This is a genomic window from Enterobacter cloacae complex sp. P24RS, from assembly GCF_014982165.1.
GTDB lineage: Bacteria > Pseudomonadota > Gammaproteobacteria > Enterobacterales > Enterobacteriaceae > Enterobacter > Enterobacter quasihormaechei.
In genome coordinates this window covers 57,171-81,389 of sequence record NZ_JADCKU010000019.1, presented here as the reverse complement: position 1 = coordinate 81,389, position 24,219 = coordinate 57,171, and the positions used below count along the sequence as shown (strand labels likewise).

General features: G+C 56.5%; 26 protein-coding genes and 1 pseudogene. 14 read left to right on the top strand and 13 right to left on the bottom strand.

Features of this window, described 5'->3' with window-relative positions; genetic code table 11:
- The first annotated feature begins 1 nt into the window (after position 1).
- The gene (gene bssR / locus INF58_RS18260) at positions 2-385 is read left to right on the top strand and encodes a biofilm formation regulator BssR (RefSeq protein WP_063866207.1); all 384 of its coding nucleotides are present in this window, start codon (positions 2-4) and stop codon (positions 383-385) included.
- A gap of 106 nt (positions 386-491) precedes the next feature.
- Positions 492-1,610 (top strand): annotated as a pseudogene (locus tag INF58_RS18255) (PQQ-dependent sugar dehydrogenase).
- Here the strand turns inward: INF58_RS18255 and INF58_RS18250 are convergent.
- Positions 1,611-2,237 (bottom strand): glutathione S-transferase family protein, encoded by a 627-nt coding sequence (locus tag INF58_RS18250; RefSeq protein WP_107535001.1) that lies wholly within the window; start codon positions 2,235-2,237, stop codon positions 1,611-1,613.
- A gap of 243 nt (positions 2,238-2,480) precedes the next feature.
- Here INF58_RS18250 and dacC point away from each other — a divergent pair, with 243 nt between their 5' ends.
- Positions 2,481-3,686, top strand: a complete 1,206-nt coding sequence (gene dacC, locus INF58_RS18245) for a serine-type D-Ala-D-Ala carboxypeptidase (protein WP_063866509.1) — start codon at positions 2,481-2,483, stop codon at positions 3,684-3,686.
- Between the two features lie 37 nt (positions 3,687-3,723).
- Here the strand turns inward: dacC and deoR are convergent, their stop codons facing one another.
- From deoR to INF58_RS18230, 3 genes are all read right to left on the bottom strand, one after another.
- Positions 3,724-4,482 (bottom strand): DNA-binding transcriptional repressor DeoR, encoded by a 759-nt coding sequence (gene deoR, locus INF58_RS18240; RefSeq protein WP_063449246.1) that lies wholly within the window; start codon positions 4,480-4,482, stop codon positions 3,724-3,726.
- Positions 4,483-4,549: 67 nt separating this feature from the next.
- On the bottom strand, positions 4,550-5,158 hold the full coding sequence (gene ybjG, locus INF58_RS18235) for an undecaprenyl-diphosphate phosphatase (RefSeq protein WP_063866210.1): 609 nt from the start codon (positions 5,156-5,158) through the stop codon (positions 4,550-4,552).
- 7 nt (positions 5,159-5,165) lie between these two features.
- Positions 5,166-5,894 carry a phosphatase PAP2 family protein gene (locus INF58_RS18230; protein WP_063866212.1) on the bottom strand — a complete coding sequence of 243 codons (729 nt, stop codon included), beginning with the start codon at positions 5,892-5,894 and terminating at the stop codon, positions 5,166-5,168.
- Between the two features lie 167 nt (positions 5,895-6,061).
- On the opposite strand from INF58_RS18230, the gene INF58_RS18225 reads away from it, so the two are divergent.
- Positions 6,062-7,294: an MFS transporter gene (locus INF58_RS18225; RefSeq protein WP_193528249.1), complete on the top strand. Its 1,233-nt coding sequence runs from the start codon at positions 6,062-6,064 to the stop codon at positions 7,292-7,294.
- A 120-nt stretch (positions 7,295-7,414) separates the two neighbouring features.
- On the opposite strand, the gene INF58_RS18220 is transcribed toward INF58_RS18225, so the two are convergent.
- The gene (locus INF58_RS18220) at positions 7,415-8,227 is read right to left on the bottom strand and encodes a Cof-type HAD-IIB family hydrolase (protein WP_112792539.1); all 813 of its coding nucleotides are present in this window, start codon (positions 8,225-8,227) and stop codon (positions 7,415-7,417) included.
- Complete coding sequence (locus INF58_RS18215; RefSeq protein ID WP_063866215.1) at positions 8,217-9,431, bottom strand: MFS transporter; 1,215 nt, start codon at positions 9,429-9,431, stop codon at positions 8,217-8,219. Before INF58_RS18215 ends, INF58_RS18220 begins: the two co-directional genes overlap by 11 nt.
- A gap of 82 nt (positions 9,432-9,513) precedes the next feature.
- On the opposite strand from INF58_RS18215, the gene INF58_RS18210 reads away from it, so the two are divergent.
- Positions 9,514-10,071, top strand: a complete 558-nt coding sequence (locus INF58_RS18210; RefSeq protein WP_131636246.1) for a TetR/AcrR family transcriptional regulator — start codon at positions 9,514-9,516, stop codon at positions 10,069-10,071.
- A gap of 19 nt (positions 10,072-10,090) precedes the next feature.
- Here the strand turns inward: INF58_RS18210 and arsC are convergent, their stop codons facing one another.
- The 6 genes from arsC to INF58_RS18180 all read right to left on the bottom strand — a co-directional run bounded on the left by arsC (position 10,091) and on the right by INF58_RS18180 (position 15,762).
- Entirely contained in the window at positions 10,091-10,522 is a 432-nt protein-coding gene (gene arsC / locus INF58_RS18205; RefSeq protein ID WP_063866218.1) for a glutaredoxin-dependent arsenate reductase, read from the bottom strand.
- 12 nt (positions 10,523-10,534) lie between these two features.
- Positions 10,535-11,824: an arsenic transporter gene (locus tag INF58_RS18200; RefSeq protein WP_193528248.1), complete on the bottom strand. Its 1,290-nt coding sequence runs from the start codon at positions 11,822-11,824 to the stop codon at positions 10,535-10,537.
- Positions 11,825-11,864: 40 nt separating this feature from the next.
- Positions 11,865-12,185: a metalloregulator ArsR/SmtB family transcription factor gene (locus INF58_RS18195; protein ID WP_193032582.1), complete on the bottom strand. Its 321-nt coding sequence runs from the start codon at positions 12,183-12,185 to the stop codon at positions 11,865-11,867.
- Between the two features lie 110 nt (positions 12,186-12,295).
- On the bottom strand, positions 12,296-12,787 hold the full coding sequence (locus INF58_RS18190) for a type VI secretion system tube protein TssD (protein ID WP_063866221.1): 492 nt from the start codon (positions 12,785-12,787) through the stop codon (positions 12,296-12,298).
- A 254-nt stretch (positions 12,788-13,041) separates the two neighbouring features.
- Positions 13,042-13,563 carry a DUF2778 domain-containing protein gene (locus tag INF58_RS18185; protein WP_193528247.1) on the bottom strand — a complete coding sequence of 174 codons (522 nt, stop codon included), beginning with the start codon at positions 13,561-13,563 and terminating at the stop codon, positions 13,042-13,044.
- 513 nt (positions 13,564-14,076) lie between these two features.
- Positions 14,077-15,762, bottom strand: a complete 1,686-nt coding sequence (locus tag INF58_RS18180; RefSeq protein WP_063866223.1) for an aspartate:alanine antiporter — start codon at positions 15,760-15,762, stop codon at positions 14,077-14,079.
- 274 nt (positions 15,763-16,036) lie between these two features.
- On the opposite strand from INF58_RS18180, the gene INF58_RS18175 reads away from it, so the two are divergent.
- Entirely contained in the window at positions 16,037-16,408 is a 372-nt protein-coding gene (locus INF58_RS18175; protein ID WP_193528246.1) for an inner membrane protein YbjM, read from the top strand.
- A 38-nt stretch (positions 16,409-16,446) separates the two neighbouring features.
- Here the strand turns inward: INF58_RS18175 and INF58_RS18170 are convergent, their stop codons facing one another.
- On the bottom strand, positions 16,447-16,716 hold the full coding sequence (locus INF58_RS18170; protein ID WP_014169305.1) for a GrxA family glutaredoxin: 270 nt from the start codon (positions 16,714-16,716) through the stop codon (positions 16,447-16,449).
- A gap of 185 nt (positions 16,717-16,901) precedes the next feature.
- Between INF58_RS18170 and nfsA the strand changes: the two genes are divergently transcribed.
- From nfsA to INF58_RS18130, 8 genes are all read left to right on the top strand, one after another.
- Positions 16,902-17,624 carry a nitroreductase NfsA gene (gene nfsA / locus INF58_RS18165; protein WP_063449232.1) on the top strand — a complete coding sequence of 241 codons (723 nt, stop codon included), beginning with the start codon at positions 16,902-16,904 and terminating at the stop codon, positions 17,622-17,624.
- Positions 17,625-17,688: 64 nt separating this feature from the next.
- The gene (gene rimK, locus INF58_RS18160; protein ID WP_064910791.1) at positions 17,689-18,591 is read left to right on the top strand and encodes a 30S ribosomal protein S6--L-glutamate ligase; all 903 of its coding nucleotides are present in this window, start codon (positions 17,689-17,691) and stop codon (positions 18,589-18,591) included.
- A gap of 63 nt (positions 18,592-18,654) precedes the next feature.
- Entirely contained in the window at positions 18,655-19,131 is a 477-nt protein-coding gene (locus INF58_RS18155) for a YbjN domain-containing protein (protein ID WP_003858385.1), read from the top strand.
- A gap of 351 nt (positions 19,132-19,482) precedes the next feature.
- Positions 19,483-20,595 (top strand): spermidine/putrescine ABC transporter substrate-binding protein PotF, encoded by a 1,113-nt coding sequence (gene potF / locus INF58_RS18150; RefSeq protein ID WP_063866227.1) that lies wholly within the window; start codon positions 19,483-19,485, stop codon positions 20,593-20,595.
- A gap of 143 nt (positions 20,596-20,738) precedes the next feature.
- Positions 20,739-21,872, top strand: a complete 1,134-nt coding sequence (gene potG / locus INF58_RS18145) for a putrescine ABC transporter ATP-binding subunit PotG (protein ID WP_017693732.1) — start codon at positions 20,739-20,741, stop codon at positions 21,870-21,872.
- Between the two features lie 9 nt (positions 21,873-21,881).
- A complete protein-coding gene (gene potH, locus INF58_RS18140; protein ID WP_063866228.1) occupies positions 21,882-22,835 on the top strand; it encodes a putrescine ABC transporter permease PotH in 954 nt (317 codons plus the stop codon).
- Positions 22,832-23,677 carry a putrescine ABC transporter permease PotI gene (gene potI, locus INF58_RS18135; protein WP_063449228.1) on the top strand — a complete coding sequence of 282 codons (846 nt, stop codon included), beginning with the start codon at positions 22,832-22,834 and terminating at the stop codon, positions 23,675-23,677. Before potH ends, potI begins: the two co-directional genes overlap by 4 nt.
- A 42-nt stretch (positions 23,678-23,719) precedes the next feature.
- Positions 23,720-24,217, top strand: a complete 498-nt coding sequence (locus tag INF58_RS18130; protein WP_087878582.1) for a YbjO family protein — start codon at positions 23,720-23,722, stop codon at positions 24,215-24,217.
- Positions 24,218-24,219: the final 2 nt, after the last annotated feature.

Sequence of the window (24,219 nt, the reverse complement as noted above, 5' to 3'; positions counted from 1 at the left end):
CATGTCCGTTGACAGACTGAAACGCGATCTGCTTAACAAGCTGATCAACGCCCGAATCGACCTGGCCGCCTACCTGCAACTCCGCAAGGCGAAAGGGTATATGTCAGTCAGCGAAAGCGAAAATCTGCGTGATAACGTCTTTGAACTTTGCAATTTCATGCGTGAAAAAGCACCCGTCCTGAAAGCGCATTACGTTGAAAGCGAGCTGGCGGCACTGCGCCGCGCCGCCGAGGTGCTCTCCATCGCCGGGGTCTGTTTGATGAACGGACGTCACGACTGCCCGAATTTTATTGCCGTTAACGCGGAAAAGCTTGAAAACTGCCTGACCACGCTCTCTCTTTGCATCATGTGTCTGAACAAGCCTGAAACGCTTGCCCGCCATTGAACCCGGGGGAGGAAACTCCCCCTTTTGATTAAGCTTTTGTAAAAGTGCTAACGCGCCCGGACGAAGTGGCTAATCTTTAAGCCATAAGCCGACAAAGGAGCGTGTTATGCCTCGATCTTCGCTGATTTTCCTGCCTGCATTGTTCTTTCCCGTTTCGCTGCTTGCCGCCACTGAGCCGGTAAAAGTGGAAGTTTTACAGACAAAACTGGATCACCCCTGGTCGCTGGCGTTTCTGCCCGACAATAAGGGGCTGCTGGTCACGCTAAAAGACGGGCAGCTTAAGCACTGGCAGGCAGGGAAAGGGCTCTCCGATCCGATTGTTGGCGTGCCGAAGGTCTGGGCGAGCGGCTAGGGCGGATTGCTGGACGTGGTGCTGGCCCCGGATTTTGAACAGTCACGGCGGATCTGGCTAAGCTTCGCCGAGGCAGGTAATGATGGAAAAGCGGGCACCGCGGTGGGCTACGGGCGGCTGAGCGATGACCTGTCGCGCATCGAAGGCTTCCAGGTAGTGTTCCGCCAGATGCCGAAGCTCTCTACCGGCAACCACTTTGGTGGACGGCTGGTGTTTGACGGCAAAGGCCATCTGTTCATTGGTCTGGGTGAAAACAACCAGCGCCCGACGGCGCAGGATCTGGATAAGCTTCAGGGCAAGGTGGTGCGCCTGACCGAAGACGGGAAAGTGCCGTCGGATAATCCGTTTGTGAATACAGCCGGTGCGCGCCCTGAAATCTGGTCCTATGGCATTCGTAACCCGCAGGGGATGGCGATGAACCCGTGGAGCGACACGCTGTGGCTTAACGAACACGGTCCTCGCGGCGGGGATGAAATCAACATCCCTGAGAAAGGTAAAAACTACGGCTGGCCTTTGGCGACGCACGGGATCAACTATAGCGGCCTGAAAATCCCGGAAGCGAAAGGCGAGCATGTTGAAGGCACCGAAAAGCCGCTGTTTGTCTGGAAAGTGTCGCCCGCCGTCAGCGGCATGGCGTTCTACAATAGCGACGTCTTCCCGCAGTGGAAAAACAAGCTGTTTATTGGTGCGCTGAAGGAGAAAGACGTCATCGTCCTGAACGTGGAGGGCAACACCGTGACGGAGGACGGGCGCATTCTTGGCGATAAAAATCAGCGTATCCGCGACGTGCGCGTCGGGCCGGATGGCTATCTGTATGTGCTGACCGACGAGTCGGACGGGCAGCTGTTGAAGGTCAGCCCGTCCGGTACGTAATCAGGTCACCGGGATCATCACCACGTTGCGATATGCAGGGCGCTCGCTCAGCTGCTGGATCCAGCGCTCAAGGTGCGGGCGCGGGGTCCAGCTAAGCCCCATATTGGTCAGGTTCCAGACGAAGGGGGCGACGGCGATATCGCCCACGCCAAACGCGTCGCCGGAGAACCAGGTATGCTTCGCCAGCTCGTCGTCCATCATGGCAAACAGCGATTCGCAGGCGTCCTGGGCGGCATGAATGGCGGGATAATCACGATCGGCTTCCGGCGTGCGGATAAGCCCCATCAGGATCACGCGGTGCGTTGGGGAAAGCGTCTGGTTTGCCCAGTCCATCCATTTTTCGCCCTGTGCGCGCTGGGCCGGATTTTCTACCCATAGCCGACCCTGGCCGTACTGCGCGGCGAGGTAACGCACGATGGTGTTGGACTCCCACAGCGTGGCGTCTGTCTCATCATCGCGCAGCAGCGGCACCAGCCCGTTTGGGTTCATCGCCAGGTAGTCCGCGTCTTTATTCACGCCAAACTCCAGGCCCGCCATAACCTGCTTAAACGGTAAATCCAGCTCTTCCAGCGTCCACAGCACTTTTTTCACGTTGGTCGAATTGTTCCTGCCCCACAGCGTAATCATATTTACTCCCGATGAGATGTGAATCCGAGTCAGCTTTTCGCCATGGTGAGATAAACCTAACAATTACGCAACAGATGCTAAAAAAATCGCCGCAATCAAAGCGTATCTGAATGTTATTGCATAAACTTTAAAAACTTTACCTGAAACAGGTTTCTTTGAACGCTGTAGTGCGCTATTACTCATCGCTTCTTGCGACACGGTGATTGTGACGTGATTTTTAGAATGGACACTCGGGTGGCATTTATGACGCAAAAAACTTCCTCTCTGCGCAGCCTGGCGGCAGGCTCGGCGCTGCTTTTCCTTTTTGCCCCAACGCTCCACGCGGCGGAACAGACGGCGCCCGAAGCGCCGCCTGTCGATGCGCGCGCCTGGATCCTGATGGATTACGCCAGCGGGAAAGTGCTGGCGGAAGGTAACGCCGACGAAAAACTTGACCCGGCGAGCCTGACGAAAATTATGACCAGCTATGTGGTAGGTCAGGCGATTAAAGCGGGCAAAATCAAGCTGGACGACATGGTCACCGTCGGGAAAGATGCCTGGGCGACCGGTAACCCGGCGCTGCGCGGCTCGTCCGTTATGTTCCTGAAGCCTGGCGATCAGGTTTCCGTTTCCGATCTGAATAAAGGGATAATTATTCAGTCAGGAAATGACGCCTGCATCGCGCTGGCCGATTACGTGGCGGGCAGTCAGGACTCTTTCATTGGTTTGATGAATGGCTACGCGCAAAAGCTGGGCCTGACCAACACCACCTTTAAAACCGTTCACGGCCTGGATGCGCCGGGTCAGTTCAGCACCGCGCGTGATATGGCGCTGCTGGGCAAGGCGTTGATCCACGACGTGCCGGATGAGTACGCCATCCATAAAGAGAAAGAGTTCACCTTCAACAATATCCGCCAGCCTAACCGTAACCGTCTGCTGTGGAGCAGCAACGTTAACGTGGACGGCATGAAAACCGGGACAACCGCAGGCGCGGGCTATAACCTGGTGGCTTCCGCAACCCAGGGCGACATGCGCCTGATCTCGGTGGTGCTGGGGACGAAAACCGACCGCATTCGGTTTAACGAATCAGAAAAACTGCTGACCTGGGGTTTCCGCTTCTTTGAAACCGTCACGCCGATTAAGCCGGATGCCACCTTCGTGAGCCAGCGCGTCTGGTTCGGGGATAAAAGTGAAGTGAACCTGGGCGCGGGTGAAGCCGGTTCCGTGACCATTCCACGCGGTCAGCTGAAAAACCTGAAAGCCAGCTATACCCTGACCGAGCCACAGCTCACCGCGCCGCTGAAAAAAGGCCAGGTGGTCGGGACGATTGATTTTCAGCTTAACGGTAAATCCATTGAGCAGCGTCCGCTGGTGGTAATGGAAGCGGTAGAAGAGGGCGGCTTCTTTAGCCGGATGTGGGACTTTGTGCTGATGAAATTCCACGGCTGGTTTGGCAGCTGGTTTAGCTAAGTTTTTGCCGGGTGGCGCTGCGCCACCCGGCACAACCTCAATACATCAACTTCACCTGCTGCGCCTTTGCATACGACACCAGCTCTTCATCCGGGCGGCAATCGCTGACGATGGCGTCAAAGCGCGACAGTTCTCCCATCCTTGCCGGACGGACCTTGCCAAACTTACTGTGATCAACCACCAGCACATGCTGCTGCGCGGCGTTGAGCGCCCAGTGTTTCACCGGTAACTCTTCCAGATTAAAGCAGGTTGCGCCCTGCTGCACGTTCACGCCCGCCGCAGAATAGAAGGCGATGTCCGGGCATACATTGCTCAGCGTGTCCTGAATATTCAGCGGCTTAAAGATGGCATTGCTGGCATGAAACTCACCGCCACACAAAATCACCCGGCACGCCGGTTTTTCCTGCAAGGCCAGAAAGGTATTCAGGGAATAACAGACGGCGGTAAAGGGAACGCTGCTGTCGATGGCCTCGATGATCCACGGCGTTGTCGTCCCGCAGTCAAAAAACAGCGTTTGATGCGGCTGCACCAGCGAGGCGGCGAGCCGCGCGGCTTTGCGCTTCTCTTCCACCAGACGCGTTTTTTGATCGCTTAACAGGTAATGGCTGGCGCTGCGCGGCTCCAGGACAATGTACCCGCCAAGCAGCACAACGGGGGCGCTGTCGCTGTTCAGATCGCGACGAATGGTCATTTCAGACACGCCAAGCAGGGTAGCGGCTTCCTTGAGATGCAGCTTGTCGCTGCGCTTCAGCGCCTGAAGCAGCTGAGCAATGCGGTCATCGCGACGTGTTTCCATAGATCCTCGGGCTAAAAAAGTGAGCCCCCGCAGGGCGGGGGCTCAAGTGTAACCTGACGGACCGGGGTTAGTCACGTATCCATCCTTTGCGGATCGGGAGGGCAAACAGAACGCGATAGGCCTGCGATAATCCCCGGTAAAGGGCCGGACCAAAGAGGCTCCACATAATGGCTGCGCTGACGCAGCCCATCAGCCCCACCAGGAATCCGCCTACCATGTCCAGCGGCCAGTGCACGCCCAGATAGACGCGGGACCAGGCGATGGCGACGGCGACCCCCATCAGCACCACGCCGGACCACAGGCGATGCCAGAACAGGAAGGCCAGCGCGAAGGTGAAGATCACCGTGCCGTGATCGCTCGGGAACGAGTCATCCGGCGCGTGGTGCAGGAAGTTATAGCCGACGTGCTCGACAAAAGGACGATCGTGCGGGAAGGCGAGCCCCAGCACATAGCTTGCCAGCACGCTGACGCCGATGGCCATCGCCATTTTAATTACCAGGTGGCGCTGGGCGGTGACCTGTTTGCGCGGGCCCCATAGCCAGAGGATCGCGGCCAGCGCCGGCACGATGCTGATCAAATCCTTAGCAATGAAGGTGGCGAGATCAATCATCCATTCCGGCGACGCTGGCGTGGCGTTGAGCAGGTAAAACAGTCCGTAGTTCAGATTCTCTAGCATCGTATCGTTACTCTTTAGCAAACCAGGTAGAAACCAGCCCGTAAACCAGCACCTGGGAAAACCAGACCCACCACCCGGCCCACAGGTTGTGAGAGAAAAAATGCGCGCCGCGCATGACCTGCCCGAAGCCCATCAGCAGCCCCAGAGCGGCCCCCAACGCGACAAAGGTCCAGGCCAGGCGCGGACGTTCACGCCAGAAGGCAAAAAACAGCCCCATGACCATAAACCCGCTCGAGGCGTGGCCGCCGGGAAAGCAGCGTCCCGGTCCGCTGTCGGCCGGAATGGCGCTGAACAGGGGATATGAGACGGCTTTGCCGCCATACTCCACCAGATCCCACGGACAGCTGTGGTGGCTCATGCTTTTCAGGGCTCCTACAACGAGCGCACCCAGACCCATCAGAAGCGCGGCCGTCACCAGCCGGGCATTGCGTCTGTAAGCCCCGTAAACCAGCGCGATGACGGCCAGGGCAATGGCCATATATTTCGCCAGTCGATGGTTCAGCAGATCCAGCAGCGGATTTTGCTGTAGCGGAAAATGGTGCGTCGCAGCGTCATACCAGAAGCCGGTTAGCCATCGGTCGAGCGATTCATCGCGAGAAAGCCAGGTAAAAAGCACCGCGAGGGCGATCAGCACGAAAAGTTGATAACCATAAAAGCGGGCGGGCAACCGGTAAAGGCGTTTTGTCTTATTTATCGGTAAGGTAGATAATTCTGAAGGGCTGACGGCGTGTGTCATAATTTCGGTCAATAACGTGAAATAGCGCTATCTTAACGAGGGCAACTTAAGTAAACCTTAAACAACAACGATAAGTGCGTTATTTCTGTTTTCTCACGTTATTGTGCTATCTCAGACAGCAGCAATTCATTACACTCATCGCGATTTTTTCATACTAAAGAGATTGCATGATAAACCGTTCTTCTTCCGGTAATCGTCTGGGCCGTCAGGCGTTACTTTTTCCTCTGTGTCTGGTGCTTTACGAATTCTCTACCTACATCGGCAACGATATGATCCAGCCGGGCATGCTGGCCGTGGTTGAGCAGTACAACGCAGGTATTGAGTGGGTGCCAACATCCATGACCGCCTATCTCGCGGGCGGCATGTTTTTACAGTGGCTGTTAGGGCCGCTGTCGGATCGTATTGGCCGCCGTCCGGTGATGCTGACGGGCGTGGTGTGGTTTATCGTCACCTGTCTCGCCACGCTGCTGGCGCAGAACATTGAGCAGTTTACGCTGCTGCGCTTCCTTCAGGGCGTGAGCCTGTGCTTTATCGGCGCCGTGGGCTATGCCGCCATTCAGGAGTCGTTTGAGGAGGCGGTGTGTATCAAGATCACCGCGCTGATGGCGAACGTGGCGCTGATTGCACCGCTGCTGGGGCCGCTGGTGGGGGCCGCATGGGTGCACGTTGCGCCGTGGGAAGGGATGTTCGTCCTCTTTGCCCTGCTTGCGGCTATCTCTTTCTTTGGCCTGCACCGCGCGATGCCGGAGACCGCGACGCGTCTGGGAGAAAAGCTCTCGCTTAAAGAGCTGGGCCGTGATTATAACGCGGTGCTGAAAAACGGTCGTTTTGTCTCAGGCGCGCTGGCGACGGGGTTTGTCAGCCTGCCGCTGCTGGCGTGGATCGCCCAGTCGCCGGTCATTATCATCAGCGGCGAGCAGCTTAGCAGCTATGAGTATGGCCTGTTACAGGTACCGATTTTTGGCGCGCTGATTATCGGAAACCTGGTGCTGGCGCGTCTGACGGCGCGCCGTACCGTGCGTTCACTGATAATTATGGGCGGCTGGCCGATTGCGGCAGGGCTGATCGTTGCGGCGGTAGCGACCGTTGCCTCGTCGCATGCGTACCTGTGGATGACCGCGGGGCTGAGTGTTTACGCGTTTGGTATTGGCGTGGCGAATGCCGGTCTGGTGCGCCTCACGCTGTTTGCCAGCGAAATGAGTAAAGGCACGGTATCCGCCGCGATGGGGATGCTGCAAATGCTGATTTTTACCGTCGGTATTGAGGTGAGCAAGCATGCTTACGCGTTTGGCGGCAACGGGCTCTTCAGCCTGTTTAACCTCGCCAACGGCGTGCTGTGGGTAGGGCTGATGGTGGTGTTCCTGAAGGACAAACGCGTCGGAAGCGCACTGCAACCGTAATCCTTATTCCCTCTCTCTGCGGGGTGAGGGCATCAGGCCGCAGTAAATTTTGCCCGGTGGCGCTGCGCTTACCGGGCCTACGGGCTGGGTGTTCTCCCTCTCCCTGTGGAGCGCAAGGAATCAATTAAACGGCGCCTTCCCATCCAGCACCTTATCAATCACGTCCAGTACGCCTTCGTCATTATTGTTCGGCGCTTCATAGCGGGCCACCGCCTTAATGTGCGGTTTGGCATTCGCCATCGCGAAGCCATACCCTGCCTGGCGCAACATCTCCACGTCGTTACCGCTGTCGCCAAAGGCCACCACTTCGCTGTCTTCAATGCCCCAGCGCGCCTGAAGGATCCGCAGGCCGTTAGCTTTATGCACGCCGGGGATGATCAGGTCGATACTGCCGTGTCCGGTGGTCACCGGCACCATGATGTCGCCGAGCTTTTCGTGCAGCAGCGCCTGAATACGCGGGATCTCTTCATCAGAGACGTTAAGCCCGAACTTGAAGAAGATATCGTTGAGATGGTCAAAGCTGCTGACGCTTTCAAGGCGGTGATAGTACTTCGCGGCGACCGCTTTGAAGAGGTCGTCATAGGTTTGCAGCGTGTAGGCGCTGTTTTTACCGCAGGCGATAATTTCAATGCCGGGCACCTCATTCAGCAGGGTGGCGACGGTCAGGAAGTGCGCTTTCGACAGTTCGCCGTTGAACACGTCTTCGCCGGCATCCACCACCCAGCCGCCGTTTTCGGCCACGAATGCGATTTCATGGGCGATCTCGGGGAAAAACGAGATCAGCTGGTAGTACTGGTTTCCGCTGGCAACCACAAAACGGATGCCTTGCTCTTTCATGCGCGCGTACTGCGCCAGAAAACGCGCACGATTATAGGTTTTCGCATCGCTCAGGAAGGAGCCATCCATGTCGACTGCAATCAGTTTAACGCTCATATCCCTTCTCCATTGACGTTGTTTCTGCTTCCGGTTTTGCCACCGCACGCGCCACCAGTGCGGCAATAATAACTAACCCTAATACCACCAGCATCGCGCTGCGTAATCCGTAGTGCTCACCGAGGAACCCAAGCAGCGGCGGCCCCACCAGGAAGGCGAGGTAGCCGGTGGTTGCCACCACGCTCACGCGCGTCGGCGCATCCGGGCCGGTATCGCTGGCAGCAGAAATGGTCAGCGGGAAGCCAAGGGAGGCGCCAAGTCCCCACAGGATCACCGACACGCCGGCAATCCAGTCAACATCCACAAAGATGATCATCGCGATGCCCAGCCCGCCCAGCAGAGCGCTGGCACGCACCACCGCCACGCGGCTGTAGCGGTCGATAAACCAGCCGCCGGTGAAGCGCCCGACGGTCATGCCGAGCGTAAACCCGGCGTAGATCAGCGAGCCGGAGGTGGGGCTAAAGCCGTGTCCGTCCACCATCAGCAGCGGCAGCCAGTCGTTGGCGGAGCCTTCAGCAAACGCCATCGCCAGCACGACCACGCCAATCAGCATTAGCTGGAAGTCACGGTAGAAGGGCAACCCTTTTGCCGCAGACTTCTGTTCATCCGAGGCGTTTTGTCCCGTACCGGCGGGGATAGCCCTGATGCCGGTGAGGATAGGGATAATGCAGACCAGCGCCGCCAGCAAAATATGCACGTTAGCCGCAATGCCCAGCGCCGTCAGCGCCATCCCCACGCCCGCGCCCGCCAGCGTGCCGAGGCTGTAAAAGCCATGCATCATCGGCAGCACCGTTTTGTTCATCTCCTTCTCGACGGCGGCGCCTTCAACGTTAATGGCGACTTCTGCCGCACCAAAGCTCCCGCCGAACACCATCAGCCCGAGGGCGAACATCAGGGGCGAGGCAAACCACAGCGCCACGCTCAGCGCGACCATTCCGACCACGGCGAAGCACATGGTCGTGCGGATCACCGTACGGGTGCCAAAGCGCTTCACCAGCCAGGCCGAGCACAGGATGCCGCTCATCGAGCCAATCGACAGGCCAAACAGCACAATCCCCATCTCTGCCGTCGAGACGGATAGCGTATCGCGGATGGCCGGGGTGCGCGTCGCCCAGGAGGCCATCAGTAGCCCGGGTATGAAGAAGAACATAAACAGCGCCCACATGCGCAGATGCAGGGCTTTGCGGGGAGAAGATAACGTCATTGGGATCAGCACCAGAAGAACAACAATAGCGACAACACTAGCAACTTTGTGTACATTTGTACACAAACCGGATGAGGAATTTATGAGCAGACCACCGAACGACCCTAACCGTCGGGAGAAGATACTTCAGGCGACGCTGGACACTATTGCAGAGCACGGTATTCATGCCGTCACGCACCGCAAGATTGCCACCTGCGCAGGCGTACCGCTGGGGTCGATGACCTACTATTTCGACGGCATGGAGTCGCTGCTGGAAGAGGCATTCACGTGGTTTACGCAGCAGATGTCCCGGCAGTACCGGGATTTCTTCGCGGGCGTTACCGGGCGGGAGAGGGCATGCGAGGCCATTACCACGCTGATCCACAGCTCAGCCGTGACCACGCCACACAATATGGCGCTGATGTATCAGCTGTACGCCTTTATGCACCGCAGCGCCGCGCTGAAAACGGTCATGCAGGACTGGATGAAGATGAGCCAGACCACGCTTGAACAGTGGTTCGATCCGGCGACCGCCCGCGCGCTGGATGCATTCATCGAAGGGATGACGCTGCACTTCGTGACCGACCGCGCGCCGCTAACCCGGGAGGAAATCCGGGCGATGGTGGGACGCATCGCGCAGGAGCAGGTGCCCTGCGATTAACCACAGGGCAACCGCGACGTTATCGTCCCTGTATTTTTTTGCCGGAAGCGTCTACAACCGCTTCGCCATCCTCTTTGGTGAACGCCCCTTTTTGTGCGTCGGGCAGAATATCCAGTACGCGCTCCGACGGACGACACAGCCTCGTCCCCAGCGGAGTAACGACAATCGGGCGATTGATCAGAATCGGATAGTGCAGCATGTAGTCAACAAGCTGGCTGTCGCTAAACCTGTCTTCCGCCAGGCCAAGGTTTTCGTAAGGCTCCACGTTTTTTCGCAGCAGATCGCGGGGTGAAATGCCCATCTCAGCCAGCAGCTTCACCAGTTCGTCGCGAGACGGCGGCGTCTCCAGATACAAAATAATCTCGGGTTCGGTGCCGCTGTTGCGGATCATCTCCAGCGTATTGCGCGACGTGCCGCAGGCGGGGTTGTGGTAAATGGTAATGTTGCTCATATCAGGTACTCACTACAGTGTAACGGAGAGACGTAACGCCAGCGCGGCAAGCGTTACAAACAGGACCGGCAGCGTCATTATCAAGCCCGTCCGGAAATAGTAGCCCCAGGAAACGATCATGTTTTTCTGCGCCAGTACATGCAGCCAGAGCAGGGTGGCCAGGCTACCGATGGGGGTGATTTTCGGCCCCAGATCGCAGCCAATCACGTTCGCGTAAATCATCGCCTCTTTTATCAAACCTGTTGCCGAACTGCCATCAATTGAGAGCGCGCCAATCAGTACCGTTGGCATATTGTTCATTATGGATGACAGCAAGGCGGTGATGAATCCGGTGCCCAGCGTGGTGGCCCAGAGTCCATAACCGGCTAAGCGATCCAGAACGTATGAGAGATGCTCCGTCAGCCCGGCGTTGCGCAGGCCATACACCACCAGATACATTCCCAGCGAGAAGATAACGATCTGCCACGGTGCGCCGCGAAGCACTTTTCCGGTATTAATAGCGTGCCCGCGTTTTGCGACGGCAAACAAAATCAGCGCGCCCACGCTCGCGATGGCGCTCACGGGAATGCCGAGAGGCTCAAGCACAAAGAATCCGACGAGAAGTAGCAGCAGCACGATCCAGCCCGTCCTGAAGGTTGGCAGATCGTTAATGGCCCGTGCCGGCTCCCGGAGTTTCGCCAGTTCGTACGTTGGAGGAATTTCCCTGCGAAAGAACAGGTGCAGCACGATGAGCGTTGCGGCAATCGCGGCGATATCAACCGGGATCATCACCGAGGCGTATTCGCTGAACCCCAGCGAGAAGAAGTCTGCCGACACAATGTTGACCAGGTTGGAGACAATCAGCGGCAGGCTGGCGGTATCGGCGATAAAGCCTGCCGCCATCACAAACGCCAGCGTGGCTTGTTGACTAAACCCGAGTGCCAGCAGCATGGCGATAACGATAGGCGTGAGGATCAGCGCCGCACCGTCATTGGCGAACAGCGCCGCAACGGCCGCACCCAGCAGCACGATCCAGGTAAACAGCAACCGCCCCCGACCGTTCCCCCAGCGAGCAACGTGCAGCGCCGCCCACTCGAAAAAACCGGACTCATCCAGCAGCAGGCTGATAACGATCACCGCGATAAACGTGGCCGTGGCGTTCCAGACGATATTCCAGACCACCGGAATATCGTTAATATGAATAACGCCGCTCGCCAGCGCCAGCGCGGCGCCAATGGTCGCGCTCCAGCCGATGCTGAGTCCTCTGGGTTGCCAGATGACCAGCACCAGCGTGAATAAAAAAATCGCTCCTGCCAGAAACATTGTTTACTCCATTGTATCTGATTTTGTGAATATGTTTTGCTTAGCATGCACCCGGAACTTTACCCTTCAGCTTCAGGCGGGTGTCTTCACGCAGGCAGTTCCAGCTGTTATCGATAATGGACGCTGCCCACGCGGGCATGTTCGGAGATAAACGGTAATGGACCCATTTCCCTTCACGTCGGTCGATGACCAGCCCGGCCTCGCGGAGCAGTGCCATATGGCGGGAGACTTTCGGCTGTGGCTCGTTGGTGGCGGCGCAGAGATCGCAGACGCACAGTTCCCCCGCTTCACGCAGCAGCATGACGATGGCGAGCCGCGTTTCGTCGGAGAGGGTTTTGAAAAGCTGAAGGGGGTGAAGCATTTGGTCATCCTGAGGGTATCTCATTCATATTCGCTAAATCATATATGTTTATGGCGGGCGAGGGAAGGGGGATAAGGGCAAATAAATGCCCTTAAAGAAGTGAAGTTATTTTACGCCGTCGCGCGTTCATTCCAGGCGTCGCTGTGCTGGATGTTCCCATCAACAATGCGCCAGGTGATCTTCTCATACTGCAAGCTGATGCTTTCCACATGGTTAATTTTATCGTTGGCTGCGATTTTCACGTTAGGCACGCTACAGTTAACCCCGGTCACCTTCACGTTCTCCATAAAGACGGTGTAATAGCAGACCTCCTGACCAGCATCGTTAATATGATAAAACTTTATTTCTGCGCTTTTCAGCGCCTGGCCGGTGGCGGCTGCTTTATAAAGATAAGGGGTAGAGCTATCCACCTCTTTTTCGATCCTCATGGAAGAGTGCTGACGTGTACCGGTTATCGCTCCGTTTGCGCTGTTAACCGGAAGATTGATACCGTGACTTAAACCGATTATCTCAATGCTTCCTTCGCGGTCCTGGACATCTACTGAGCCTTTGATATCCGCGCCGCCGTCGTCTTTGAGCCACATATAGGGAGGGATTGGCATGTTATTTGTTCCTTTTTTTGTTAAATAACTTCATTGTTAAGAAATAGAAGACCGTTGTGAGAGTAACCAGGATTAAAATATCGGCGTTTATATATGTTTCGTACATTGTCTCCGCATTCACATCATCATAGATGAATTCGCAAATAGCAGTCGCAATGTCATGATTAATGTAAGCTGTTGAAGGACCCAGAGTGCGACCTACCAGGAAGCTAATTAAAACAAACCAGACGGCCTTTAGCAGCCTTGAGGCCCATTTACGGGCAGGTGTAGCTATATCCACTGTCAATAACCTCAATGCAACCGCGAGCCATGAGTGAACGCATACACGGAACTTGAATAAGCTCTGTATTCATCAAAGCGCTATGAATCGCTGCATAATCGGACTTATGAGCGATTGTTATACATCCTTCTGACACTGTACCCGGATGGAGTCTAAACAGCCCCCGATAGACGTGTTCAACCCATGTTCCATCGTCGATCCCCCAATCATCCCTATATAAAGCAAACCACTCATCACGGCCAAATTCCGCACCGGATCTTATTTTGTTCCACTGGTCCTGAACATGAGCCTTTAATGAAGATAAGAAACCGCCTGAACCTCGATCGACAATCCAATATTTACCTGGGGGAATTGGGCCTGCACCTTGTATTGCGCCGCAGGCTCCTTGATTACGGTAAGCTCCCTGACCGGAATGCGCCATAAAGATGCCAACCCCATATAAATTAAATGGGGCGTAGTCAGCACCGTTTAGCGTCATTGTTCCATTTATAGCCATACATATCCGCCTTTCGTTTTAGCGACGGATTTGATGTCTGGCATGTACTGCGCCTTTTTATCAGGGCTCAAACAAGTATATGGGGAGACCGATGTTACCTGCGTTATTGACATTACTGCGCTTAAAAACTCCATTCCTTTTCCTGCCATCAGGTAGTTTATTCGTTTCAGCTTAAGCCCGCTGCCTGTATGGAAGGTCAAACCCGATCATGTTTCCGCTCAATCGGTGTTGTTTTAAGATATTGACCAGGCAAATTTTAACCGCATGAGACGATCAGCGATGCCGCCACGCTGTCGCCATGGGCATAAAGGTAGGGTTATAAGCTAACTGATTGGGAAGGGGATGAATCTCAGGCAACAAAAAACCCATCAACCTTGAACCAAAACGGCGGGGTTGATGGGCTCCACAAATTGGGGACATCAAAGAAAAGCAGTGGCAATAGTTATGACTGTGACCTGTGTAAAAAGTTCTGCGCGTAACGAAAATTTTTTCAGCCACGCGCAAACTTGAGACTTATCCGAGTCCAGGCCAGATAATGACGATCAGCGTACCTGCCAGCGTCAGCAGCACGTTTGCGATCGCGTATGTGCCTGCATAGCCCAGCGCCGGAATATTGCTGCGCGCGGTGTCGCTGATGATTTCCATCGCCGGTGCGCAGGTACGCGCGCCCATCATCGCGCCGAAGAGCAGGGCGCGGTTCATGCGTAACACGTAGGCACCGAACAGGAAGCAAATCACCACCGGCACCAGGCTGACGACAAGTCCGGAAAGCAACATTTGCCAGCCGACAGCGCCCAGGCCGTTGCCAATGCCGCTCCCGGCGCTTAAGCCGACACCCGCCATAAAGACCATCAGGCCGAACTCTTTCACCATGTTCAGCGCCCCCTGAGGGATATAGCCGAAGGTCGGATGGTTCGCTCGCAGGAAGCCCAGCATGATCCCGGCGAACAGAAGGCCGGCAGCGTTACCGATGCCGAAGCTAAAGTTGCTGAACTGGAAGGTGATCATCCCAATCATCAGGCCGACAATGAAGAAGGCGCAGAACGCTAACAGGTCCGTCACCTGGCTGTGAATGGAGATAAAGCCGATACGATCGGCAACGGTTTTGACACGTCGGGCATCGCCGCTGACCTGCAACACGTCGCCTTTGTTGAGCACAATGTTATCGTCGATAGGCATTTCAATCTGGCTGCGGATCACGCGGTTGAGGAAACAGCCGTGGTCGGTCAGCTTCAGCTGTGCCAGACGGCGGCCCACGGCGTTGTGGTTTTTCACCACAATCTCTTCGGTGACGATACGCATGTCCAGCAGGTCGCGGTCGAACACCTCTTTCCCGTTGCGGAAGCTGGGATCGAGACGCGCGTGGGCGTCCGGGTACCCGACAAGGGCGATGTCATCGCCCATCTGGAGCACCGCGTCACCGTCCGGGTTAGCCAGAATACCGTTACGACGAATTCGTTCGATGTAGCAGCCGGTCTGACGGTAGATCCCAAGTTCGCGCAGGTTTTTCCCGTCGGTCCAGGCAACCAGCTCCGGGCCGACCCGGTACGCGCGGATCACCGGCAGGTAAACCTTACGTTTGGAGTCCGTGTCCAGGCCGCGCTCGCGGGCAATGGTCTGGGCGCTGGTCTGGAGATCCTGATGCTGAAGTTTCGGCAGATAGCGCGCGCCAACAATCAGGCTTACCAGACCAATCAGATAGGTCAGGGCATAGCCCAGGCTCAGGTTGTCCAGCGCGACGGAAAGCGGCGTGCCTGCCATGCCAGAATGACGAAGCGTATCCCCGGCACCCACAAGCACCGGCGTGGAGGTCATCGAGCCGGCCAGCATACCGGCCGTTAAGCCGATGTCCCAGCCAAACAGTTTGCCCAGCCCTAACGCAATTAGCAGCGCACTGCCGACCATCACCAGCGCCAGCATCAGATAATTTTTGCCGTCACGGAAGAAAATCGAAAAAAAGTTCGGGCCGGCTTCCACGCCTACGCAAAAAATAAACAGCATGAAACCTAAGTTAAGCGCGTCCGTGTTAATACTGAAATGTTGCTGACCTAATAACAGCGAGACGACTAAAACGCCAATGGAATTACCAAGTTGAACTGAACCCAGGCGCAATTTACCCAGACAAAGGCCCAGTGCCAGTACCACAAATAATAACAGGATGTAATTCCCATTTAACAAGTCTGCGACGTTTATATTCACGGAGGCTAACTTCTTGTTTACCAGTAAGTTGTTGAATGAAAGGACTATTTGGGCTACTGTTTTCAGAGTCAGGGAATCACTGAGACTCTCCCTGCTTCCTGATAAATACCCTAAACACTAGCAGGCGGTTAGTTTAATCGTAATAGCTACCGACAGCCACCTATTATCGCACGACTTCCGTGCGTGTTTTGGCAAGGATTGCCGCAATGCTTTATCTGACTGGGCGTCCACCGGACGATTTTTGTATTTGATAGAGATAAGTCAGGAGGATAGTTTGAACTTTAAACGAAACTGGGCTGGCGTAATCAGCTGTTTTTTACTGTTTACGGTCGTTTGCATGTCGCTTGCATTTAACGTGAAGGGCGCCTTCAGAGCGTCCGGTCATCCGGAGCTGGGCCTGCTGTTTTTCATTCTGCCGGGGGCTGTGGCCAGTTTTCTCTCTCGCAAAGGCGAGGTGGTGATGCCGCTTCTGGGGGCAATCCTTGCGGCGCCCATCTGCTTGCTTCTGATGCGCGTGCTGTTTCTCTCGTCGAGAAGCGTCTGGCAGGAAGTGGCGTGGTTGTTGAGCGGCGTTTTCTGGTGTGCGCTGGGCGCGCTGTGTTTCTTATTTACGCGCAGTCTGCTGCAACAGCGGAAGCACCGTTAATAAAAACGCCCTCAGGGTGAGGGCGTCTTCGGATTGCCTTACTGAGCGGCAAACAGGCCAAGGTGCTCTTTGGCGTAGGCTTCAAAATCGGTGCAGCCGCCGATGTGTTTCTGGTCGAGGAAGATCTGCGGCACGGTTTCAACCGGTTTACCCACGGTTTTTTCCAGATCGGCTTTGCTGATGCCTTCCGCGTGGATATCCACGTAGCGGAAGTTAAAATCATCACGTTCTTCAGTCAGTTTCTCAGCCAGCTCTTTCGCGCGCACACAGTAAGGGCATCCTGGACGACCAAAAATTACTGCAAACATTTCTCTCTCCTCAAAAAACAAGCCTGACGGCGAATAATGCCTATAGTGCACGATAACCTGTCGTCATGGAAAGAAGGTTTCACCTGTCACTTTGATACAGTCAGGCTATGTTTCGCCAATTACATCATGGGGATCATTGCCTATACTGGCTGCCATACGTTTTACGCAATACAAAGAGAGACAAAATGACGCCAACCATTGACCTGCTTCGTTCCCACCGTTCCATTCGCCATTTTACCGATGAGCCAATTACTCAGGCGCAGCGGGAAGCGATCATCGACAGCGCGCGCGGTACCTCCAGCTCCAGCTTTTTGCAGTGCAGCTCGATTATCCGCATCACCGATCCGGCGATGCGTGAACAGCTGGTGACGCTCACGGGTGGACAAAAGCACGTTGCCCAGGCGGCCGAGTTCTGGGTGTTCTGCGCCGATTTTAACCGTCACCTGCAAATCTGCCCTGAGGCGGAGCTGGGGCTGGCGGAACAGCTGCTGCTGGGCGTGGTCGATACGGCGCTGATGGCGCAAAACGCCTTCACGGCGGCGGAATCGCTGGGGCTTGGCGGGGTGTATATCGGCGGGCTGCGCAACAACATCGAAAGCGTGACCGAGCTGCTGAAGCTGCCGAAACACGTGCTGCCGCTGTTTGGCCTGTGCCTCGGCTGGCCGGCGGATAACCCGGATCTGAAGCCGCGTATTCCTGCCGCGATGCTGGTGCATGAAAACCACTACCAGCCGGTCGACCAGGACGTTCTGAATCAATACGACGAAGAGCTGGCGAACTACTACCTGACGCGCGACAGCAACAACCGTCGCGACACCTGGAGCGACCATATTCGTCGTACCATTATCAAGGAGAGCCGCCCGTTCATTCTTGATTACCTGCACAAGCAGGGCTGGGCAACGCGGTAGTCCATTCCTCCCACGCCTCGTGTATGATAGGCAGGCTTTTACCATGTCTTTAGAGAGGTGCAGGGTGAAGATTGCCATATTGTCCCGGGATGGAACGCTCTATTCATGTAAACGTCTGCGAGAAGCGGCGGCGAAGCGCGGGCATCAGATTGAGATCCTCGATCCGATGTCCTGCTATATGAACATCGACCCTGCGGCGTCGTCGATTCACTACAAGGGCCGCAAGCTGCCGCACTTCGATGCGGTGATCCCCCGCATTGGCTCCCAGATCACCTATTACGGCACGGCTGCGCTGCGCCAGTTTGAAATGCTGGGAAGCTATCCGCTCAACGAGTCCGTGGCGATTTCCCGCGCCCGCGATAAACTGCGCTCGCTACAGCTGCTGGCGCGCCAGGGGATCGATCTGCCCGTCACCGGGATTGCCCACTCCCCAGACGACACCAGCGATTTGATCGACATGGTGGGCGGTGCGCCGCTGGTCATAAAGCTGGTGGAAGGCACGCAGGGAATCGGGGTAGTACTGGCGGAGACGCGTCAGGCGGCTGAAAGCGTGATTGACGCGTTTCGCGGTCTGAATGCCCATATTCTGGTGCAGGAATATATTAAAGAGGCCAAAGGGTGCGATATCCGCTGCTTTGTGGTGGGCGACGAAGTGGTGGCTGCCATTGAGCGGCAGGCGAAAGAGGGCGACTTCCGCTCGAACCTGCACCGCGGCGGCATTGCGCGGGTGGCCATTATCAGCGAGCGCGAGCGTGCGATCGCGGTGAAAGCCGCACAGACGTTAGGCCTGGACGTTGCGGGGGTCGATCTGCTGCGCGCCGAGCGCGGGCCGCTGGTGATGGAGGTCAACGCCTCGCCGGGGCTGGAAGGGGTGGAAAAAACCACGGGCGTCGATATTGCAGGTAAAATGATCGCGTGGATTGAACGTCACGCGACGCCGGGATTTTGCCTGAAAACGGGCGGTTAAATGGATCGGCGCGCACTTTTTGCGTAATCTGGACAACGTTTTTATTTAAGAGGCTGCACAGCGATGGATTTACAGGTCGTACCTACACTGGATACGTTACGTCAATGGCTCGATGATGCCGGTATTACTTTCTTCGAATGCGACTCCTGCCAGGCGCTGCATCTGCCTCACATGCAAAATTTCGACGGCATTTTCGATGCCAAAATCGATTTGATTAACGACGTCATTCTTTTCTCGGCGCTGGCCGAAGTGAAGCCTTCCGCGCTGCTGGCGCTGGCGTCCGATCTGTCTGCAATTAACGCCAGTTCTCTGACGGTCAAAGCGTTTCTCGACATACAGGATGATAACCTGCCGAAGCTGGTGGTTTGCCAGTCTTTATTCTCCGGCGCCGGGCTCTCCTTCAAGCAGTTCGCCTGGTTTATGCGCCTGAGCGAAGAGCAGATTTCCATGGTAATGATGGAAGCCAACGCACACCACCTGCTGTACAGCGCGGAAGATGATGCTGAGAATAATGATGCATCTCCCAATTTTCTCCACTAAGGCCGTCTGACTTTTGCGCAGTCGCTGCCAGAGCGGCTGCATAACACCGTTTTTTCTGCTGCTTTTAACCTTTCTTTAAAGAATTTTTCACCTCCTCTCAGGCCGTTTCGGCTTATCACGTAGACATAATCTGCATAAAAAATTGATAAAAGGCGTTTTTTCGTCTGGGCTATAGCCGGAGACACGGGCTACAGTTATCCTTGCGATGCTTAAAAAAGCGAGCGGATCCTGCCGGAAAAAGGGGGTTATATTTATTTCGGGCAGAGCGACAAACTATGCATGATTATTGCATATCTTCAGGCTGCACAGTTTTGGTTCGTTTGTTAACGAGCTTTCAGAAGGAATAACAATATGATCGCCTTGAATAAAAAATGGTTATCGGGTCTGGTTGCGGGTGCTCTGATGGCCGTCTCTGCCGGCACGCTCGCTGCGGAACAAAAAACGCTGCACGTCTATAACTGGTCTGACTATATTGCGCCGGACACCGTCGCCAATTTTGAAAAAGAGACCGGCATTAAAGTGGTCTACGACGTATTCGATTCAAACGAAGTGCTGGAAGGCAAACTGATGGCGGGCAGCACCGGCTTTGACCTGGTTGTGCCGTCGGCAAGTTTCCTTGAGCGTCAGCTGACCGCCGGCGTTTTCCAGCCGCTGGATAAGAGCAAATTACCCAACTGGAAAAACCTCGATCCGGAGGTGCTGAAGCTGGTGGCTAAGCACGATCCGGAGAATAAATACGCGATGCCATACCTGTGGGCGACCACCGGCATCGGCTTTAACGTGGATAAGGTCAAAGCCGCGCTGGGCCCGGACGTCAAGCTGGACAGCTGGGACGTGGTGCTGAAGCCGGAAAACCTTGAAAAGCTCAAAAGCTGCGGCGTCTCTTTCCTCGATGCGCCGGAAGAAATTTTTGCCACCGTGCTTAACTACCTTGGCAAAGATCCCAACAGCAGCAAGGCTGACGACTACACCGGTCCGGCAACCGACTTGCTGCTGAAGCTGCGTCCGAATATTCGCTACTTCCACTCCTCTCAGTACATCAACGACCTGGCGAACGGCGATATCTGCGTGGCGATCGGCTGGGCGGGTGACGTCTGGCAGGCGGCGAACCGTGCGAAAGAGGCGAAAAACGGCGTGAATGTTTCCTACTTCATTCCGAAAGAGGGCGCGCTGGCGTTCTTTGACGTCTTCGCCATGCCGGCTGATGCGAAAAACAAAGAGGAAGCGTATCAGTTCCTCAACTACCTGATGCGTCCGGAAGTGATTGCCCACATTAGCGACCACGTTTACTACGCTAACGGTAACAAGGCCTCCGTGCCGATGGTCAGCGAGGATATCCGCAATAACCCGGCGATCTATCCGCCAGCGGACGTCTTTGCCAAGCTGTTCACCCTGAAGGTGCAGGAGCCTAAGATCGACCGCGTGCGCACCCGCGCGTGGACGAAGGTGAAAAGCGGTAAGTAACGGCGTTTGATATCGTTGCCCGGTGGCGCTAACGCTTACCGGGCCGACACAACCCGTAGGCCGGGCAAGCGTTAGCGCCGCCCGGCGATGCGCACCCTGACGGTGCGTTTGCACCAGTGTTGATCTATGCCGGAGAGCACCCCGTGAATGACGCGATCCCCCGCCCGCAGGCGAAAGTCCGTAAAGCGCTGACCCCGCTTCTTGAAATTCGTAACCTCACCAAATCCTTCGACGGCCAGCATGCCGTGGACGACGTCAGCCTGACGATCTACAAAGGCGAAATATTCGCCCTGCTCGGCGCATCGGGCTGCGGTAAGTCCACGCTGCTGCGCATGCTCGCCGGGTTTGAACAGCCGACCGCCGGGCAGATAGTGCTGGACGGCGTTGATCTCTCCAGCGTGCCGCCGTACCAGCGGCCCATAAACATGATGTTTCAGTCCTACGCGCTGTTTCCGCACATGACCGTCGAGCAGAATATCGCCTTCGGCCTGAAGCAGGACAAGCTGCCGAAAGCCGAAATCACCGCGCGCGTGGCGGAGATGTTGAGCCTGGTGCACATGCAGGAGTTCGCGAAGCGCAAGCCGCACCAGCTTTCCGGCGGCCAGCGTCAGCGCGTGGCGCTGGCAAGAAGCCTGGCGAAGCGTCCGAAGCTGCTGTTGCTCGACGAGCCGATGGGCGCCCTGGATAAAAAGCTGCGCGACCGGATGCAGCTGGAAGTGGTGGATATCCTCGAGCGCGTGGGCGTGACCTGCGTGATGGTGACCCACGACCAGGAAGAGGCGATGACCATGGCCGGGCGCATTGCGATCATGAATCGCGGTAAGTTCGTGCAGATTGGCGAGCCGGAAGAGATCTACGAGCACCCGACCACCCGCTACAGCGCGGAGTTTATCGGCTCGGTGAACGTCTTTGAAGGGCTGCTGAAGGAGCGTCAGGACGATGGCCTGGTGATAGAATCGCCGGGGCTGGTGCACCCGCTGAAGGTTGACTCTGACAACTCCGTGGTGGACAACGTGCCGGTCTACGTGGCCCTGCGCCCGGAAAAAATCATGCTCTGCGATGAGCCGCCCGCCGATGGCTATAACTTTGCCGTGGGCGAAGTGGTGCACATTGCCTATCTCGGCGACCTGTCGATTTATCACGTTCGCCTGAAAAGCGGGCAGATGCTCAGCGCCCAGCTACAGAACGAGCACCGGTATCGCAAGGGACAGCCAACCTGGGGCGATGAAGTGAGCCTGTGCTGGGATGCGGACAGCTGCGTCGTACTGACGGTATAAGGAGCGGCCATGAGTACACTTGAACCTCCAGCCCGCGTCAAAACACCGGGCGGCTTCGCGCGTTGGCTGGCGCGCGTGCAGATGGCGCATGGCCGCAAGCTGGTCATCGCCATGCCGTATATCTGGCTGATCCTGCTGTTTCTGCTGCCGTTCCTGATCGTCTTTAAGATCAGCCTGGCGGAGATGGCGCGGGCGATCCCGCCGTACACCGATCTGTGGGAGTGGGCCGACGGGCAGCTGACGCTGACGCTGAATCTGGGCAACTTCCTTCAGCTCACCGAGGATCCGCTCTATTTCGAAGCCTATTTACAGTCGTTGCAGGTGGCCGCCGTCTCGACGATTTGCTGTCTGCTGATGGGCTACCCGCTGGCGTGGGCGGTGGCGCACAGCAAGCCGTCAACGCGAAACATTTTGCTGCTGCTGGTGATTTTACCGTCGTGGACGTCGTTCCTGATCCGCGTATACGCCTGGATGGGGATCCTGAAAAATAACGGCATCCTGAATAACTTTCTGCTGTGGCTTGGCGTCATCGACCAGCCGTTGACCATCCTGCACACCAACCTCGCGGTGTATATCGGGATTGTTTACGCCTACCTGCCGTTTATGGTGCTGCCGATTTACACCGCCCTGACGCGCATTGACTACTCGCTGGTGGAAGCCTCGCTGGATCTCGGCGCGCGGCCGCTGAAGACCTTCTTCAGCGTGATCGTGCCGCTGACCAAAGGCGGGATCATTGCCGGGTCGATGCTGGTGTTTATCCCGGCGGTCGGGGAGTTTGTGATCCCGGAACTGCTCGGCGGTCCGGACAGCATCATGATTGGCCGCGTGCTGTGGCAGGAGTTCTTCAATAACCGCGACTGGCCGGTGGCCTCGGCGGTGGCGATCGTCATGTTGCTGCTGCTGATCGTGCCGATCATGTGGTTCCACAAGCATCAGCAGAAACAGATGGGAGATCGCGGATGAACAACTTGCCGGTAGTACGCTCTCCGTGGCGCATTCTGATCCTCGTGATTGGCTTCACCTTCCTGTACGCGCCGATGCTGATGCTGGTGATCTACTCGTTCAACAGCTCAAAGCTGGTGACCGTCTGGGCGGGCTGGTCAACGCGCTGGTATAGCGCGCTGTTCCACGACGAGGCGATGATGAGCGCGGTCGGATTAAGCCTGACCATTGCAGCGCTGGCGGCGACGATGGCCTGCGTGCTGGGCACGATTGCCGCGCTGGTGATGGTGCGCTTTGGCCGCTTCCGCGGGGCCAACGGCTTTGCGTTTATGATCACCGCGCCGCTGGTGATGCCGGACGTGATCACCGGCCTGTCGCTGCTGCTGCTGTTTGTGGCGCTGGCGCACGCCATCGGCTGGCCGGCGGATCGCGGGATGCTTACCATCTGGCTGGCGCACGTGACCTTCTGTACGGCGTACGTGGCGGTGGTGATCTCCTCGCGTCTGCGCGAGCTGGACCGCTCCATTGAAGAGGCGGCGATGGATCTCGGCGCCACACCGCTGAAGGTTTTCTTCATCATCACGCTGCCGATGATTATGCCGGCGGTCATCTCCGGCTGGCTGCTGGCGTTCACGCTCTCGCTCGACGATCTGGTTATCGCCAGCTTTGTCTCGGGGCCGGGCGCGACGACGCTGCCGATGCTGGTCTTCTCCAGCGTGCGCATGGGGGTAAATCCGGAGATTAACGCCCTGGCGTCTATCATTCTCGGCGTGGTCGGAATTGTCGGATTTATCGCCTGGTATTTGATGGCGCGCGCGGAAAAGCAGCGCGTTCGCGATATCCAGCGTGCAAGACGCGGCTGAAGGAATTATTATTTCCAGTGATGTGCCGCGTATGACGCGGCACTGTTTTTCAGGGAAGTAAAAACATTGGGATTCTTGCAAAAAACACGTCATTCGCACGCCCGTCCGAACGTCCCTGCGCTGGTTCAGGTGGCGGCGCTCGCCATTATTATGATCCGCTGCCTGGATGTGCTGATGATTATGAACACGCTGGGCCCGCGGGGCATGGGGGAGTTCATTCATCGCAGCGCGCAGACGTGGAATCTGACGCTGGTGTTTCTCAGCAGCCTGATGCTGGTGTTTATTGAGATCTATTGCGCGTTCTCGCTGGTAAAGGGGCGCAACTGGGCGCGCTGGGTCTATTTTCTTACGCAGATCACCGCTGCCAGCTATCTGTGGGCCGCCTCGCTGGGCTACGGCTATCCGGAGCTGTTCAGCATTCCCGGCGGTTCCCGCCGCGAGATTTTCCATTCCTTAGTGATGCAGAAATTGCCGGACATGCTGGTGCTCTGCCTGCTCTATGTTCCCGCCTCCAGTCGGCGGTTCTTCCGCCTGCAATAATG